Genomic DNA, 14,237 nt, shown 5'->3' with positions numbered 1-14,237 from the left:
ATTTCTGATCTCAGGCTTCACTAAGTAACAATCTGCTGCAAAGGATTTAACATGGACTTTGGCTCAATATCCTGGCCAGAGGGCGTTGAACTCGTACCTGTCGATCAACGCATCGGCCGGCGCGGAAGCACAATCGATCTCATGCAGGCGTTGGAGACGATCGCTAGAGCGGTAGCTGCAATCGGAGGCGAAGAGTTATACCTGTCGTCCAACCTTCGAATTACGAAGGCGGGATCGCCCGCCTTGAACCAGAACATAAATAATATCGCTGATTCCGAGGTTGTTATTTATTTTCTTCGGAATGATGAGTGGACCGCGCTTCCAAGTAGCAGGTACAAGACAGTTACAAATAACATTTCTGCTATAGCTGACCACATCGAAGCGACTCGGACCATTGCTCGCCACGGTGTTATGTCTTTGGATCAAATTTACTCAGTGAACGTTCTACGACTGTGTACACCCGGTGAGCGTGACTGGCGTGAGGTACTCGGGTTCAAAAGAGACGAACCTGTAGACCTGAAAGTCTTAAAAATGCGGCGTAACGATCTTGCGCGGAAGCATCACCCTGATCTTCATTCTATGGTCTCGACGCAAATGGCAGAGGTTAATGCTGCTTTCGATGCCGCAAGACGCGAGATAGAATGATAATGGTGAGTCTCTACTGCCCGGCTAGGGGGTATGCCATAGGGCTGCGATCCGCTCGGTCGTGATGCCGCGCAGAAGCCTAAACCTGTCCGGGCCAAGTCACTGGCGGCGTTCCAGGGGTGACCTTTGTTAAGATTGCTGTGCTGCCCGTCCAGCGGGGCGAGGTGGGCGAGCAGGGCATCCGGGATTTGGTAGCCGCGGCCGCGGTAAGCGCCCGGTCCAGGTATACAGTGTTCCACAACACGATGGCGGCCGTGACCATTGCCAGGATCAGGACTCACTACGACAGCCAGAAGATGACGGTTGCTACGATGCCGATGAACGAGAAGAAGGTGTGGGCGGATCGGTCGTAACGGGTGGCGATGCGGCGCCAGTCCCCAAGGCGGCCAACGACGTTCTCGATGCGGTGCCGCTGCCGGTAGAGCGTCTCGTGGTGCGGTAATGCAATCTTCCGGCTTCTGGTCGATGCGATGCAGGGCTAGACTAGATCCCGCGCCGCAGGAGGTCGGTGCGGAAGCGGTTGATGTCATAGCCGCGATCGCCAAGCGGTTCGCGCGGAGGGCCGGGAGGAGCGTGGCACCACCCTTGTGGTCGCTGGTCTGGCCTGCTGTCAGCAGCAGGCGGACGAACCGACGTCTCTCTTCGCACAACGCACGAAGTTTAGAGTCTAGCCCGCCGCGAGTGCGTCCGATTCAGCGTGGAGCATCCCCTTTTTTCCAGGCTGGCCGCCGTCCGGTACGCCTTGAGGTGTGTGCTGTCGATCATCAGCCGTTCGAGCACCCCGGCCTGCGCTACCAGGGCATTGAAAGTACGGTCGAATACGCCGAGCCGGCCCCAGCGCATGAAACGATTGTAGAGCGTCTTGCGCTGGCCGTAGCCGCGCGGCGCGTCCTTCCACTGCAGCCCGTTGCGGATCACGTAGATGATGCCACTGACGACGCACCGATCATCGACCCGCCGCAGCCCTTGCGAGATAGGGAAAAACGGCGCGATCCGGCGCATCTGCCCTCGGTCAGCAACGGCAACTTGGACATCGGACACATCCAATGCCTCCAGAACCACACCCTATTGAGCCGTGTGAAGGGACCTGGGCCGAGGTTACGGAAGATGAATTCCCTCTTCCTCCGCAGTGACTTCAGAGCAGACAACGCTTGACCCGGCGGAAACGTCGTAAGCTGAATCCAGGATAATCCCTGCTGGTAGTAGCCCACACGCAAGTTTTCCTGTGCCCAGTGGTCCGCCCTTCAAGCCGGCTCGAGCAGCTATTCGCCAACCTAGCATAGTTCAGCTCGACCACTCCGGAACCTGCTGATCATGCCGCAGGCGTAGCTGCTGAAGCTGGAGCGCCGCAAACACACCAGACAATGAAGATGATCGATCGGCGCCATGAGCCCCCTGTACCTCCTCTTTCAGTCCGGGCAAGCTCGCCCGTGCCTCCTGAACGAAACGCTGCGGTAGAACGTCACTTTGAGAATACGCCGTGTCCCACCACGCCTGGATCGGGCCGGAAGCCGCCTGCAGCCGCTCGTTGCTCGGCAAGCGGTCGCGTTTGACGTGCTGATTGATAGAGCGATGTGCAGGCATGAGGTTCCATAGGTCAGCGCAGGCCAAGCCGACCAGGGTAGGCAATGGTCTATATCGAGCGAGCTCGGCTCCAGACGCTGCCCGCTCCAGACGCAGTATAGCGAGTGGCCGCCCGCCAGTAGTTTGAGAGCGATCGACCGCGGCAGAGCGCCGTCGCGGCTCGGTTCGGCCCAGGTCATGGCGGTCGCAAGGGAGCTTTCGTCAAGCAAACGCTCCTGCGACGCGGCGTAGTTCCGCATCAGGCGCAACCACTCGGTGATCAACGTGGGTTCAACCCAGCACGAGAACCGACCCAGGGCCTGCCAGAGGTGCTTCGGCACGCGCATTTCACTTGGCCGGCGGGATCTCGGCCAGCTCCTCGGGGGTCACGACCTTCTCCTCGACCTTGGCCAGCTCGAGCACGTAGTCGACGACCTTGTTCTCGAAGATCGGCCCACGCAGCGTTTCCGCCGCCTGGGGGTTCTGCCGGAAGAAGTCGATGACCTGCGCCTCCTGCCCCGGATACCGGCTGGCTTCGGCGCGCATCGCCCTGACCATTTCGTCGGATGTCACGGTCACGCCGTTGGTGCGGCCGATCTCGGCGAGCAGCAGTCCCAGCTTCACCCGGCGCTCGGCAATCCGGCGGTAGTCGGACCGCAGCGTCGCCCCGGATGGTGGGGAGTGGGACTACATCCGCGGGGCGTGGAGCATACCGTCAGACAGGTGCTCGGGCGCTGCGCGCAAACTTCCGTGTAGGTGGCTCCGCATCGTGCCGGTTTAGGACCTTCCTCAAGTGCACAGAATCCCGAAAATGCTCTTCGTATTAGCAGCTTAGCAGATGGGGGCACCGGCCTGCTTAGTCGTGTCCAGCACCCCCCGGAGGTGAGGAGCATACTGGCAGTGGCCAAGTATAGACGAGTCTACGTTGCGCAGGTCCTGTGAGGCATAGGGCATCATGGCGACGCTCCTACCCACCACTGCAGCAGCCGCGACACTCGCCACCTCCGCGCGCTTGACCAACGCTCAGGACATCGAGGCTTGAGAGGAGGCGGTAGATGCCGCGGCGACAACGATATGATGCCGAGGGTCACGACGGCTCCGAGCCGACCTTTTTGAGTTAAGGGCTCATGAAGCACTGCAGCGCCATCCCTGCGGACCGTGAGGTGTACTAGCCTAAAATGTCGCTTGCTCGAAGGCTTGCAGACGATGCAGCGCGGCGGACGCGTAGCTGGAGCATGCGGTCGTAGAGAGGGGACGCCTCGGCAAGACGAATCTGTCCGTGCCACCCTGCGTGCCGTTGCTCCAGGTGCTGTTGCCTCACGGACGACGGGGACCCCCAGACGCCTCTTGCTACCCAGGGAGCTACCCCGAAGCTTCTTGGGGGAGCAGCTCTCAGGCCGCGCTCACAAGATGCTGTAATTTTCAGGGTGTTTTGGTCGGGCAGGCGGGATTCGAACCCACGACCCCCAGTCCCCCAGACTGATGCGCTACCAGGCTGCGCTACTGCCCGTCACCTTGCGGCGGCCATTCGGCTGGCGGGATGTAGCAGGCCGACCGGCACTCGGCAATGCGCCTCAAACCGGCAGGTGACCACGCAACTCCAGCAGGCCACCGAGTACGCTGTCCAGCGCCATCCGCAGGCGCCGGACTTCCTCCTGCAACTCCTGCAGCTGCACCGCTCCCCCCGCGTCCTGCACAGGATCGATCGAGGCGTGCAGGACCTCCGGGTGGAGCGCCTCATGCGCCTCCGGACCCTCCGATCCAGCGGCGCCCGCCGCCACATCGATCTCATCGCCACGGTCGGCGACGTCCGGCGGCGGCAGGTCACCGGACAGGGTGCCGTCGCCCTCGCGCAGCAGTCGCTGAACACCCTTGATGGTGTAGCCCTGGATGTAGAGCAGGTCTGAGATCCGCCGCAGCAGGGCGATGTCGTCCGGCCGGTAATAGCGCCGACCGCCCCCGCGCTTGAGAGGCTTCACCTGCGGGAACCGCGTCTCCCAGAACCGCAGCACATGCTGCGGAATGTGAAGATCGTCGGCTACCTCGCTGATTGTCCGGAAAGCTGAGGGGCTCTTCTTCAGCCGTGCCGAGCGATCCTGGTGCTCGTGCTGCGCGGTGCCGGACTCCGCCTCGTCCCGCTCGAATTCGAATTCCGGCGTTGCGTCGGCATCCGCGTCAGCGGCGGCCGTCGGCAGCCATTCCGGTGCGCGCGTCATGCGGCGTCATCCTCGCCGGTCGGTTCCTGGCCATTGACCCGCGCCTTCAGCACCTGGCTCGGGCGGAACACCAGCACCGAGCGCGGCAGGATCGGCACCTCGAGGCCGGTCTTGGGATTGCGACCGACGCGCCGGCCCTTCTGCCGCACCGAGAAGGTCCCGAAGCCGCTGATCTTGACCGGGCTGCCCGCCTGCAAGGTGGCGGCGACGCGCTCGAGCACGGCCTCCAGCAAGGCGGCGGACTCGTTCCGGGACAGACCGACCTGGGTGTAGATATGCTCGGCGAGGCTGGCTCTCGTCACGGTGCTCATGGACAGACCGTAAGCATGGGGGCAAGTGCCGTCAAACCAACGAGCTAGCTGTTCCGCATGACAAGGCGACGCAACCGCCCGGTGTCTCCCGAACGCTACATCCGCAGCAGCGCCGAGCCCCAGGTGAGGCCGCCGCCGAGCGCCTCCATCAGCACCAGGTCGCCCGCCCCGATGCGGCCGTCATGCACCGCCTCGGCGAAGGCCAGCGGGATCGAGGCGGCGGAGGTATTGGCGTGGCGATCTACCGTCACCACCACCCGCTCCGGCGGCAGCCCGAGCTTCTTGCCCATGGCGTCGATGATGCGCTTGTTGGCCTGGTGCGGCACCAGCCAGTCGACGTCGTCATAGCCGAGCCCGTTCGCCGCCAGCGCCTCGTCGACCGCACCTGCCAGCTTGGCGACCGCATGGCGAAAAATCTCCCGCCCGTTCATGCGCAGGAAGCCGGACGTTTCGGGGCGGCCGATCGCCCCATCGACATACAGCAGGTCGCCGGTGCTGCCCTCCGAATGCAGGTGCGTCGACAGGATCCCCCGCCCGTCCGCCGGGCCGGCGCGCAGCACCACGGCGCCTGCGCCATCGCCGAACAGCACGCAGGTGGCGCGATCGCTCCAGTCCAGCAGGCGCGAGAACACTTCCGCGCCGATCACCAGCACGGTCCGCACCTGTCCTGTCCGGATCAGCGAGTCGGCCACCGACAGCGCGTAGATGAAGCCGCTGCAGGCCGCCGAGAGATCGAAGGCGAAGCCGCGGGTCAGCCCGAGCGCCGCCTGCACGCGCACTGCGGTGGCCGGGAACGCCTGGTCCGGCGTGCTGGTGGCGAGCAGGATCGCGTCGACCTCGCCCGGGTCGATCTCGGCATGGCGTAGCGCCGCACGCGCCGCCGCGGTGGCCATGAACGCAGCGGTTTCGTGTGGTGCCGCCAGATGCCGCTGCGCGATGCCGGTGCGCTCGCGGATCCACTGGTCCGAGGTATCGACCCGTTCGGCCAGTTCGGTGTTGCTGACGATCCGCTCCGGAAGATAGGTGCCGACGCCGATGAGGGTGGAGCGATGCGACATGCGGGTGCGGGATCCAGTCATTGAGAAGCAGGTGCGCCGGCGTTCCGGGACGATCGATCATCGCCTCTGGAACGGTGGCTTCGCTCAGCCGGTGGTCGCCAGCCGGCTCGCTGCGTGGTCGGTGGGGGCGAGGCTGGTCGTCGCATCGTCGGCCGTCGCGGCGCCGCCCACTCCGGACGCGGGTGGTGCCGTGGCCGCGGCCACGCGCCCGAGTTCCGCGATGCCGGTACGGATCCGGTCATTGAAGTTATGCACGACCATGTCCATCGCCACGTCCACGGCGTGCGCGAAGCCCTCGGCGTCGGTGCCGCCATGCGACTTCACCACGACCCCGTTCAGCCCGAGCAGCACGGCCCCATTATAGCGCCGCGGGTCGAGCCACTCGCGCATCCGGTCGAGCCCCGGCCGCGCCAGCACGTACCCCAGCCTGGACATCATGTTGGCGTTGAACACCTGCTTCAGCAGCGTGCCGGCGAGTTTGAGGGCGCCCTCCCCGGTCTTGAGCGCCACGTTGCCGGTAAAGCCATCGGTGACGACCACGTCCGTGGTTCCGGCGGTGATGTCGTGGCCCTCGACGAAGCCATAGAACTGGCCGGCCAGCGGGCTGGCACGCAGGACGTCGGCTGCCTGGCGGATCCGGTCGTCGCCCTTCATCTGCTCGGAACCGACATTGAGCAGGCCGATGGTCGGCGCCGGCAGTCCGAGCACCACCCGGGCGAAGGCCTCGCCCATGACGGCGAACTCGACCAGGTTGCGGCTGTCGCAGGCGACGTTGGCGCCGAGATCGAGCATCACGACATCGCCACAGGCGGACGGGCTGATCGCCGAGAGCGCCGGCCGATCGATGCCCGGCATCGTCTTGAGCACGATCTTGGCGAGCGCCAGCAAAGCGCCGGAGTTGCCGGCCGAAACCACGCCCTGCGCCTCGCCCTGGGCCACTGCGTCCATCGCCAGGCGCATCGAGGAATCGCGGAGCCTCAGGGCCGAGGTGCCCTTCATCTCGTTGGTGATGATCCCGGGGGCATGACGCACCGTGCAGATTGCCCGTGCCGCCTGCGACCGCGCCAGCAGCGGCAGCAGCCGTGCCTCGTCGCCGATCAGCAGGATGCGGGCCGCGGGATGGCGCTCGGCCGAGATGGCCAGTCCGTCGATCACGATCTCAGGTGCGCCGTCTCCGCCCATCGCGTCGACGGCAAGCGAGAACATGGCCGCCTTGGGAGCAACCAGGGCTGCGTCAGCTCCGGTTGCACCCTGCGCTGTCGGCCCGTCCTCGCTCATCACGCCCGGCATCGATCGATGCCGACAGGCCCGCCCGAACCAACGCGCATCGTGATCCCGCCTCTGGTCAGACCCGGATGGCTGCCTTCAGGGCCTTGCCGGCCTGGGCGACTTCGCGCCCGTCATAATGTCCGCACTGCCCGCAGACGTGATGCGGACGCTTCAGCTCGCCACAATTCGAGCACTCGTTGTGGGCTTCGACCGGCAGCGCCTGATGGCTCCGACGCATGCCGGCGCGCGAGGGCGAGGTCTTTCTCTTGGGAACAGCCATGGGCCTGAGCCCCTCCAGTTTTACAACACGACAGGCAGATGCGGACCGCGCGATGGCAGACCCGATCGTCGGGACGCCTGTGGCGGATGCGCTTCAGATGAGCCGGGCCCTCTACCAGACGTGCACCGGCTCCGCAAGCAGAGGCTCCGGATCCGGCAGCACCGGTCGGCCGAACCTAGTCCGGCGGGCGCTTGAGACGTGCGAGTCCTGCGAACGGATGCGGACGCCGGTCCGGGTCGGGGGCGTCCATCGAGGCGACACCGTCCAAATCGGCAACCGCCTCCAGGCGTTCCCCGGGCGGCAGGTCCAGGCCTGCGGCGCCGGTCGGAGGATCGCCGCGAACCACGCCAGGCGGCGGCTCGGCGCCCGGCTTGCGCGGATACGGATCGAGCGCCAGGGCCAGCTGTTCGACCGCCGCCTCACCCAGATCGATGCCCGTCCCGCCGTAGGGGACATCGTCATCGGCCTCCAGGTCGAGGTCGAGATCGACCTCGTCGGCCGAGCGCTCGGCCGGCACGAAGCGGATCCGGAACTGCTCGGCCACGACCGCCGGGAAATCCTCCAGCGTCACCACGCATGTGCGGCTGAGCTGGGCCGTAAGCAGTCCGTCCGCCTCGATCACGCCGGCCGGGTCGGCCGCGGACAGGCGGAACCGGCAGGAGAACGCCTCCACCGACGGCTCGTGCAGGCGCTGCGCCAGGGCCAGCCGCTCGGCCGGGTCGGCCTCGACCAGCACCTCGAGTGCCACGTCCTCGGCAGCGCTGCCCTGCTTGCGACCGGCACCCGGTGCCTTGACGCCAAGGCTGCGGACCGCGATCCGACGGGACAGTTCCGGCTTGGCCGTCATGCGCACTTCTCCTGTTCTGACGGATGCCCGTTCCGGGCGACGCCTGGGCCAGTATGCAGGCCCGCCCACCAATCGGAATGATTGACACCGCCCGGGCGATCGGGCACCGGACGCTCATGCCGGTCGATCGCTCGACCAGAGCATGTCGGTGTGCCCGAGCAAAGGCCGCCATCATGAGATGAGGATAGTCGCCAGGTCATGCGATCGATCGCCAAAACCAGCGTCCCCCTCAACTCCGCCCGGACCCATCTTGCCCGATGCGTCGGCGCGATGCTGCTGCTCTCGCCGCTGGCGATGTCGGGCTGCAGCCTGTTCGCACCGATCCCGACCGACCGCGGCCAGGTGGTCGAACAGGAGGACTACAGGAAGCTGGTCCCCGGCACGACGACCCGCGCCGACGTGACCTCCCTGCTCGGCTCGCCCACCTCGAAGGCCACCTTCGACGACAACACCTGGTTCTATATCGCCGAGGTCACCGCACCGGTACCGCTGGCCCGGCCGACCGTGCAGCACCAGCAGGTCCTGGTGCTGAATTTCGACCAGGGCGGGGTGCTGCGCCAGATCCGCCGCCTCGACAAGGCGGATGGCCACAACGTCGCAATGGTCACCCAGACCACACCGTCGCCGGGCAGCGACGCCTCGTTCATGCAGCAGCTGATCGGCAATGTCGGCCGCTACAACCCGATGGGCCTCGGCGGCGACACCCTCGGCGGCACCTCCGGACCGATGGGCAGCAACAACGGCGCCGGCCATGGCGGCGCCGGCAACACGCTGCCCTGACGCCCTAGTAGGGCAGCCTGATCGAGACCCGGAGACCGCCCAACGGGCTGCTCTCCAGCCTGATGTCGCCGCCATGCGCGTGGATGATGTCGCGCGAGATGGTCAGCCCGAGCCCGGTGCTGCCGCTGTCCGATCCGCTCTCGAAGGCCCGGAACACCTGCTCGCGGCGGTCGGCCGGGATGCCGGGGCCGTCATCGTCGATCAGCAGCATCACCGCGCGCGCATCGGCCGCAGCACTCAGCATGATCCGGCCGCCATGCCGGCGCGCGTTCTCCAGGAGGTTCGCCAGCACCCGACGGATGGCGCCCGGCCGCAGCACGATGTCGCGCATCGGCGGCACCGACACCGCCAGCACCTCGGCGCCGGCCCGCCTGGCGGCGGCTGCCACCTCCTCCAGCATGACCGTCAGGTTGACCGGCTCGGCCTGCTCCACCCCCTCGCCGCGCGCGAAGGAGAGATAGCCCTCGATCATCCGGTCCATCTCGGCGAGATCGGCCACCATGCCGCCGATGTCGGGCGCCAGCGATGCCGCGTCGAGCCGTCCCTCCTGTGGCAACATCGCCAGGGTCAGCCGCATCCGGGTCAGCGGCGTGCGCAGGTCGTGGCTGACGCCCGCCAGCATCGCGGTGCGCTGCGCCACGAACCGCAGGATGCGCTCCTGCATGCGGTTGAAGGCACTGGCCGCCTTGCGCACCTCCTGCGCCCCCTCCGGCCGGATCGGGCCCGGATCGCGGCCCATGCCGAACGCCTCCGCGGCCCGTGCCAGGCGCCGGATCGCACGCACCTGGTTGCGCATGAACAGGGCGGCGACCACGAACAGCAGCAGCGCGCTGCCGGCGACCCACACCACGAACAGCCAGATCGGGCCGACATCCAGCCGCTTCCGGGGCGCCGCCACATCGAGCACGCCGTCGCGCAGCTGGATCTGGATGTTCACCGTGTGCGGGTCGGTGAGCCAGTCGACATAGAACGGCCGGCCGATCTGCAGCAGGGCTGCCGCCAGGTCCTCGTCCATCGGCCCCAGCACATGCGTCGAGCCCACGCGGCGCAGGCGGGCATGCGGGTGCAGCGTCATGCCGAGCTGGAACTGGCTGTCGGCGGTCTGCAGCAGCCAGTCGACGTCGCTCTTGCGGTGCATGCGGTCGAGCAGCAGCAGCGTCTGGGTGATCTCGCCGGCGACGGCGCCTGACAGCCGCCGCGACACCACGTCGAGGTGGCTGCCGTAGAACAGCTCGAGCGAGATGCCCTGCGTCACCAGCAGCGGGATCAGCAGGATCAGCAGTGACCGGCCGAGCAACGAGCGCGGCAGCACCCGCCGGATCGGCCGGTCCAGTCGCAGGCCGGCCAGTCGCAAGCCCCTCAGTCGCTTGCCCGCAAGTCGCTTGCCCCCCAATCGCAAGCCCCCCAATCGCAAGCCCCCAAGTCGTGATCTCGAAGGGCGCATGCGCCACCACCGCGCCTTGGCCGTCCGTTCGCGCTTCGTACGCGAGGCCGCCCATGCCCAGGCGCGCGACGGAGGCTGCACCGGCTCCGGCGGCAGCAGCCGCTCCTCCGGGCGAGCGGCCTTCACGCCCCGGGCTTCAGCACGTAGCCGCGGCCGCGCACCGTGTGCAGGAAGCGTGGCTCACGCGGATCGGTCTCGATGCGGCGCCTGAGCCGGGTGACCTGCACGTCGATGGCGCGCTCGCCGGCCTCGTCCATTTCCAGCGTGCGGGCGATCGCCTCGCGCGACAGGACCTCGTTCGGATGCCGCGCCAGCACCGTCAGCAGCGCCGCCTCGCCGCCGGTCAGGTGCACGGTCCGACGCTCATCGCCGTGCATCCCCTCCAGCAACCCGCGCACCGGATCGAACTCCAGCACGCCGAGTCGCACCGGGCGGGCATTATCGCTCGGCGCCGGCGGCCCGATCCGTCGCAGCAAGGCCCGCAGCCGCAGCAGCAGCTCGCGCGGCTCGAACGGCTTGCCGAGATAGTCGTCCGAACCGGCCTCGAGCCCGGCGATACGGTCGTCCGGCTCGCCGCGCGCGGTCAGCAGCAGGATCGGCATGTCGTGGCCCTCCTCCCGCAGCGCGCGGGTGAGCTCCAGGCCGCTCTCGCCCGGCATGGTCACGTCCAGCACCATCAGGTCGGGCCGCATCGAGCCCAGCAGCTTCCGGGCGTCGGCGGCACTGGCGGCGGTGGAAATGCGGAAGCCTTGCTCGGCCAGGTAGCGCTGCAGCAGGCCGCGCAGCCTGGCATCGTCGTCCACCACCAGGACATGGGCCGCCGCATCGAGCGCCGGCGCCGGGGCATCGCCCATCAGAGCGGCCGTCGCAGCAGCACCGAAGCAGCCGGAGCCCGTGCAGCCGGCCGCGCGCTCCTGGCCAGGTCGGGCTGCGGCTCCAGCAGGCTGCGGGTCTGCTCGTCCATCATCCCGCGCATCACCCGGCGGAAGCCCTCGACCGCCGGGCCGCCGGCATCGCGATAGGCTGCCAGCATCCGCTCGCGCTGCCGCTCGAACAGCCGCCGCTCGAGATCATGGCCCGCGTCGGTCAGGCTGAGCAGGCGCTGGCGGCGATCGCGCGGCCCCTGCACCACCACCACGTAGTGCCGCGTCACCAGCTCGCCCAGCACGCGGGCGAGGCTCTGCTTGGTGATCCCCAGCAGCGACAGCAGCTCGTTCACGGCGATGTCCGGCCGCCTCCCGATGAAATGCAGCGCGCGGTGGTGGGCGCGCCCGAGCCCGAGCTCGGACAGAATCGCGTCGGCGGCGGCGGTCAGGTCGCGATAGGCAAAAAAGAACAGGTCCTGCGCCAGTCGCATCTGCTCCTCGCGCAGGAACAGCAGCGCCGTACCGGCACCGCCACCCTCGGCGTGCCCCTGGCCGGGGAGCCCGGCACTTGAAGGGCGCGGCTCGGCTCGCGTCGCATGCGCTCCGGACCGGTTCAGCGCGACGCTCTTCTGCTCCATTCGATCGCTCATGCGCAGTTGCGGAACGCGAGTTAAGACAGCTTCATTGACATAATGAAAGCCGCCTTCTAGGCAACCGGGACAGACAGCCAAGAGGATCCGCCCGATGACACTCGTTCCGTTCGACGACAGGGATGGGCTGATCTGGTGGGACGGCGAGCTGATCCCGTGGCGCGACGCCAAGCTGCACGTGCTCACCCACGGTCTGCATTACGCGAGTGCCGTGTTCGAGGGTGAGCGCGCCTACGCCGGCCACATCTTCAAGCTGCGCGAGCATACCGACCGGCTGATCGAGAGCGGCCGCATCCTGGGCTTCGAGATCCCTTTCGACGCCGATGCGATCGATGCCGCCTGCACCAGGGTGCTCGAGGCCAACGGCATGACCGACGCCTATATCCGCCCGCTCGCCTGGCGCGGCTCGGAGCAGCTGTCGGTGTCGGCACAGGCGACCAGGATCCACCTGATGATCGCGTGCTGGGCGTGGCCGAACCTGTTCGGCTCCGATCGGATGAAGGGCGTGCGCCTCGGCATGGCGCCGTGGAAGCGGCCGCATCCGGAGACCGCGCCGACCCGCTCGAAGGCGGCCGGCCTGTACATGACCGGCACGATGTCGAAGCACGAGGTCGAGACCCAGGGCTTCAACGACGCGCTGATGCTGGACTGGCGCGGCTATGTGGCCGAGGCCACGGGCGCCAACATCTTCTTCGTCATGGACGGCGCGCTGCACACCCCGATCCCGGATTGCTTCCTCGACGGCATCACCCGCCGTACCGTGATGGCGCTGGCGCACAAGCGACAGATCCCGGTGATCGAGCGGGTGATCATGCCCGAGGAGATGTCGAAGGCGACCGAGGTGTTCCTGGCCGGCACCGCCGCCGAAGTCACCCCGGTGCGGCAGATCGGCGAGCTCAGCTTCGAGCCCGGCGCGATCACCCACACCCTGCTGACCGACTACGAGGCACTGGTGCGGATGAACCCCGACGCGGTGCGGCTCGCCCTCGCCGCCTAGGGCGTCGGACGGCGCACGGTATCGAGCGGGCGACGCTTGCCGAGCCGGCCTAGCCGCATGACATCGGCGAGCCGTCGATCGAGGAACGCCTCGGTCGCCGGCCCGCTGCCTTCCCGCAGCCAGTACAGCAGCGTCGCCGAATAGACCCCGGCCAGCAGCAGCCGCTTGCTGTACCAGCTCGCATCGGCGGACTGGTCGCCGGCCGCGTGCCAGATCGTGTCGACGGTGCGGGCCAGGCTGCGGACGGCGGCTCCACGATTGCCGGGCAGCGACAGCAGCGACAGGCCGCGTCGCACCGCGTCCCGATCCAGCTCGGCCTGCTCGAGTCGCAGCAGCAGCAGCGCCCGCACCCGCTTGCTCACCCGCGTTTCGGCGATGGCCGCGCCGGCCTGCTCCATGGTGCGGTCGGCGAGCTCGCTATGCGCCTCCACCATCTCCGCCGGACCGCCCGGGAATAGCAGGTCGGCATCCGGGCCGGCGGCGTCACGCAGCGTCTGCACGGTCCAGCCGGTGATCGGCACCATCGGCAGCATCGCCAGGATCGCCGCGTCGCGCTCGGGGTCGTGCGGCAGCGGCGGCGCGAAGCCACCATTGGCTCCGCTGAGCAGGTTCGAGACGCTCCCGAGCATCCGCCAGGGCGGCATGATGGCGCCGAGCAGGCCGCTCATGATGCGGCTCCCGGAGTCGTGGCCAGGCCGTAGCGGGTGATCTCGGCGTCGAAGCCGAGCAGCCGCAGATCAGTCATGCGCATCGGATACAGGATCCCGTCCAGGTGGTCGTTTTCATGCTGCAGCACGAGGGCCAGGAACCCCGAAGCCTCGCCGGATACCGGCCGGCCGTGCCGGTCGAGCCCCTCGTAGCGCACCCGGGCATGGCGCGGCACCGCCCCACGGAAGCCCGGGATCGACAGGCAGCCCTCGGTCTGCACCACGATCTCGTCGCCGATCGGGGTCAGCACCGGGTTGATCAGCGCCTCGACGGCACGTGGCGGATCGTCCGGCCCGGCACTGCGCGCGGCCGGCACCATGTACACGAACAGCCGCAGCGGGATGTGCACCTGCGGACCCGCAAGGCCGGCGCCGGACGCATCCTCCATGGTATCGATCATGTCCTCGACCAGCTGGGCGATCGCGGGCGAGGTCGGATCTTGGACCGGCTCGGCGCGGGCAAGCAGCACCGGGTGGCCCATCCGGGCGATCTTCAGCAAGGCCATGCAATATCCTCGAGCGTGGTGTCCGGAGCGCGTGCCGTGGAGTGTGCCCGCTCAGGCGGCACAACGCAGCCCACCCGCACCTGGTCGCCGAATGATTT

15 protein-coding genes, 1 tRNA gene and 2 pseudogenes are annotated in these 14,237 nt (G+C 67.6%); 3 read left to right on the top strand and 15 right to left on the bottom strand.

Annotation, left to right across the window (positions count from 1 at the left end):
• The first annotated feature begins 51 nt into the window (after nucleotides 1-51).
• Nucleotides 52-645, top strand: a complete 594-nt coding sequence (locus ACOEQ2_RS17385) for a hypothetical protein (RefSeq protein WP_419729198.1) — start codon at nucleotides 52-54, stop codon at nucleotides 643-645.
• Between the two features lie 280 nt (nucleotides 646-925).
• On the opposite strand, the pseudogene ACOEQ2_RS17380 reads toward ACOEQ2_RS17385, so the two are convergent.
• From ACOEQ2_RS17380 to ACOEQ2_RS17335, 10 genes and pseudogenes are all read right to left on the bottom strand, one after another.
• Nucleotides 926-1,647 (bottom strand): annotated as a pseudogene (locus tag ACOEQ2_RS17380) (IS5 family transposase).
• A gap of 282 nt (nucleotides 1,648-1,929) precedes the next feature.
• Entirely contained in the window at nucleotides 1,930-2,229 is a 300-nt protein-coding gene (locus tag ACOEQ2_RS17375) for a hypothetical protein (protein ID WP_419729197.1), read from the bottom strand.
• A 327-nt stretch (nucleotides 2,230-2,556) separates the two neighbouring features.
• Nucleotides 2,557-2,871 (bottom strand): annotated as a pseudogene (locus tag ACOEQ2_RS17370) (trigger factor); the annotation flags it as partial.
• 770 nt (nucleotides 2,872-3,641) lie between these two features.
• Nucleotides 3,642-3,718, bottom strand: a tRNA-Pro gene (locus ACOEQ2_RS17365).
• Between the two features lie 64 nt (nucleotides 3,719-3,782).
• A complete protein-coding gene (locus ACOEQ2_RS17360; RefSeq protein ID WP_419729196.1) occupies nucleotides 3,783-4,424 on the bottom strand; it encodes a MerR family transcriptional regulator in 642 nt (213 codons plus the stop codon).
• Entirely contained in the window at nucleotides 4,421-4,735 is a 315-nt protein-coding gene (locus ACOEQ2_RS17355; protein WP_419729195.1) for an integration host factor subunit alpha, read from the bottom strand. Before ACOEQ2_RS17355 ends, ACOEQ2_RS17360 begins: the two co-directional genes overlap by 4 nt.
• 95 nt (nucleotides 4,736-4,830) lie before the next feature.
• Nucleotides 4,831-5,793 carry a beta-ketoacyl-ACP synthase III gene (locus tag ACOEQ2_RS17350; protein ID WP_419729194.1) on the bottom strand — a complete coding sequence of 321 codons (963 nt, stop codon included), beginning with the start codon at nucleotides 5,791-5,793 and terminating at the stop codon, nucleotides 4,831-4,833.
• 84 nt (nucleotides 5,794-5,877) lie between these two features.
• Complete coding sequence (gene plsX, locus ACOEQ2_RS17345) at nucleotides 5,878-6,999, bottom strand: phosphate acyltransferase PlsX (protein ID WP_419729193.1); 1,122 nt, start codon at nucleotides 6,997-6,999, stop codon at nucleotides 5,878-5,880.
• A 139-nt stretch (nucleotides 7,000-7,138) separates the two neighbouring features.
• Entirely contained in the window at nucleotides 7,139-7,342 is a 204-nt protein-coding gene (rpmF, locus tag ACOEQ2_RS17340) for a 50S ribosomal protein L32 (protein WP_419729192.1), read from the bottom strand.
• A gap of 175 nt (nucleotides 7,343-7,517) precedes the next feature.
• Nucleotides 7,518-8,189 (bottom strand): DUF177 domain-containing protein, encoded by a 672-nt coding sequence (locus ACOEQ2_RS17335; protein WP_419729191.1) that lies wholly within the window; start codon nucleotides 8,187-8,189, stop codon nucleotides 7,518-7,520.
• 198 nt (nucleotides 8,190-8,387) lie between these two features.
• Between ACOEQ2_RS17335 and ACOEQ2_RS17330 the strand changes: the two genes are divergently transcribed.
• A complete protein-coding gene (locus ACOEQ2_RS17330) occupies nucleotides 8,388-8,969 on the top strand; it encodes an outer membrane protein assembly factor BamE (RefSeq protein WP_419729190.1) in 582 nt (193 codons plus the stop codon).
• A gap of 4 nt (nucleotides 8,970-8,973) precedes the next feature.
• Here ACOEQ2_RS17330 and ACOEQ2_RS17325 read toward each other — a convergent pair whose 3' ends face one another.
• The 3 genes from ACOEQ2_RS17325 to ACOEQ2_RS17315 all read right to left on the bottom strand — a co-directional run bounded on the left by ACOEQ2_RS17325 (nucleotide 8,974) and on the right by ACOEQ2_RS17315 (nucleotide 11,770).
• Nucleotides 8,974-10,323: an ATP-binding protein gene (locus ACOEQ2_RS17325; protein WP_419729189.1), complete on the bottom strand. Its 1,350-nt coding sequence runs from the start codon at nucleotides 10,321-10,323 to the stop codon at nucleotides 8,974-8,976.
• Nucleotides 10,324-10,535: 212 nt separating this feature from the next.
• Nucleotides 10,536-11,267: a response regulator gene (locus ACOEQ2_RS17320; protein ID WP_419729188.1), complete on the bottom strand. Its 732-nt coding sequence runs from the start codon at nucleotides 11,265-11,267 to the stop codon at nucleotides 10,536-10,538.
• The gene (locus ACOEQ2_RS17315; protein WP_419731265.1) at nucleotides 11,267-11,770 is read right to left on the bottom strand and encodes a MarR family winged helix-turn-helix transcriptional regulator; all 504 of its coding nucleotides are present in this window, start codon (nucleotides 11,768-11,770) and stop codon (nucleotides 11,267-11,269) included. The genes ACOEQ2_RS17320 and ACOEQ2_RS17315 overlap by 1 nt, the downstream gene beginning before the upstream one ends.
• 253 nt (nucleotides 11,771-12,023) lie before the next feature.
• On the opposite strand from ACOEQ2_RS17315, the gene ACOEQ2_RS17310 reads away from it, so the two are divergent.
• Nucleotides 12,024-12,926, top strand: a complete 903-nt coding sequence (locus ACOEQ2_RS17310; RefSeq protein WP_419729187.1) for a branched-chain amino acid aminotransferase — start codon at nucleotides 12,024-12,026, stop codon at nucleotides 12,924-12,926.
• Here ACOEQ2_RS17310 and ACOEQ2_RS17305 read toward each other — a convergent pair.
• Nucleotides 12,923-13,594: a COQ9 family protein gene (locus ACOEQ2_RS17305; RefSeq protein WP_419729186.1), complete on the bottom strand. Its 672-nt coding sequence runs from the start codon at nucleotides 13,592-13,594 to the stop codon at nucleotides 12,923-12,925. The genes ACOEQ2_RS17310 and ACOEQ2_RS17305 overlap by 4 nt on opposite strands.
• Entirely contained in the window at nucleotides 13,591-14,139 is a 549-nt protein-coding gene (def, locus tag ACOEQ2_RS17300; RefSeq protein WP_419729185.1) for a peptide deformylase, read from the bottom strand. The genes ACOEQ2_RS17305 and def overlap by 4 nt, the downstream gene beginning before the upstream one ends.
• Nucleotides 14,140-14,237 lie beyond the last annotated feature (98 nt).

The sequence above is a fragment of the Lichenicola sp. genome (genome assembly GCF_965198575.1).
Classification (GTDB): Bacteria; Pseudomonadota; Alphaproteobacteria; order Acetobacterales; family Acetobacteraceae; genus Lichenicola.
The sequence above is the reverse complement of the archived record's forward strand: the minus strand, read 5'-3'. Positions and strand labels throughout refer to the sequence as shown.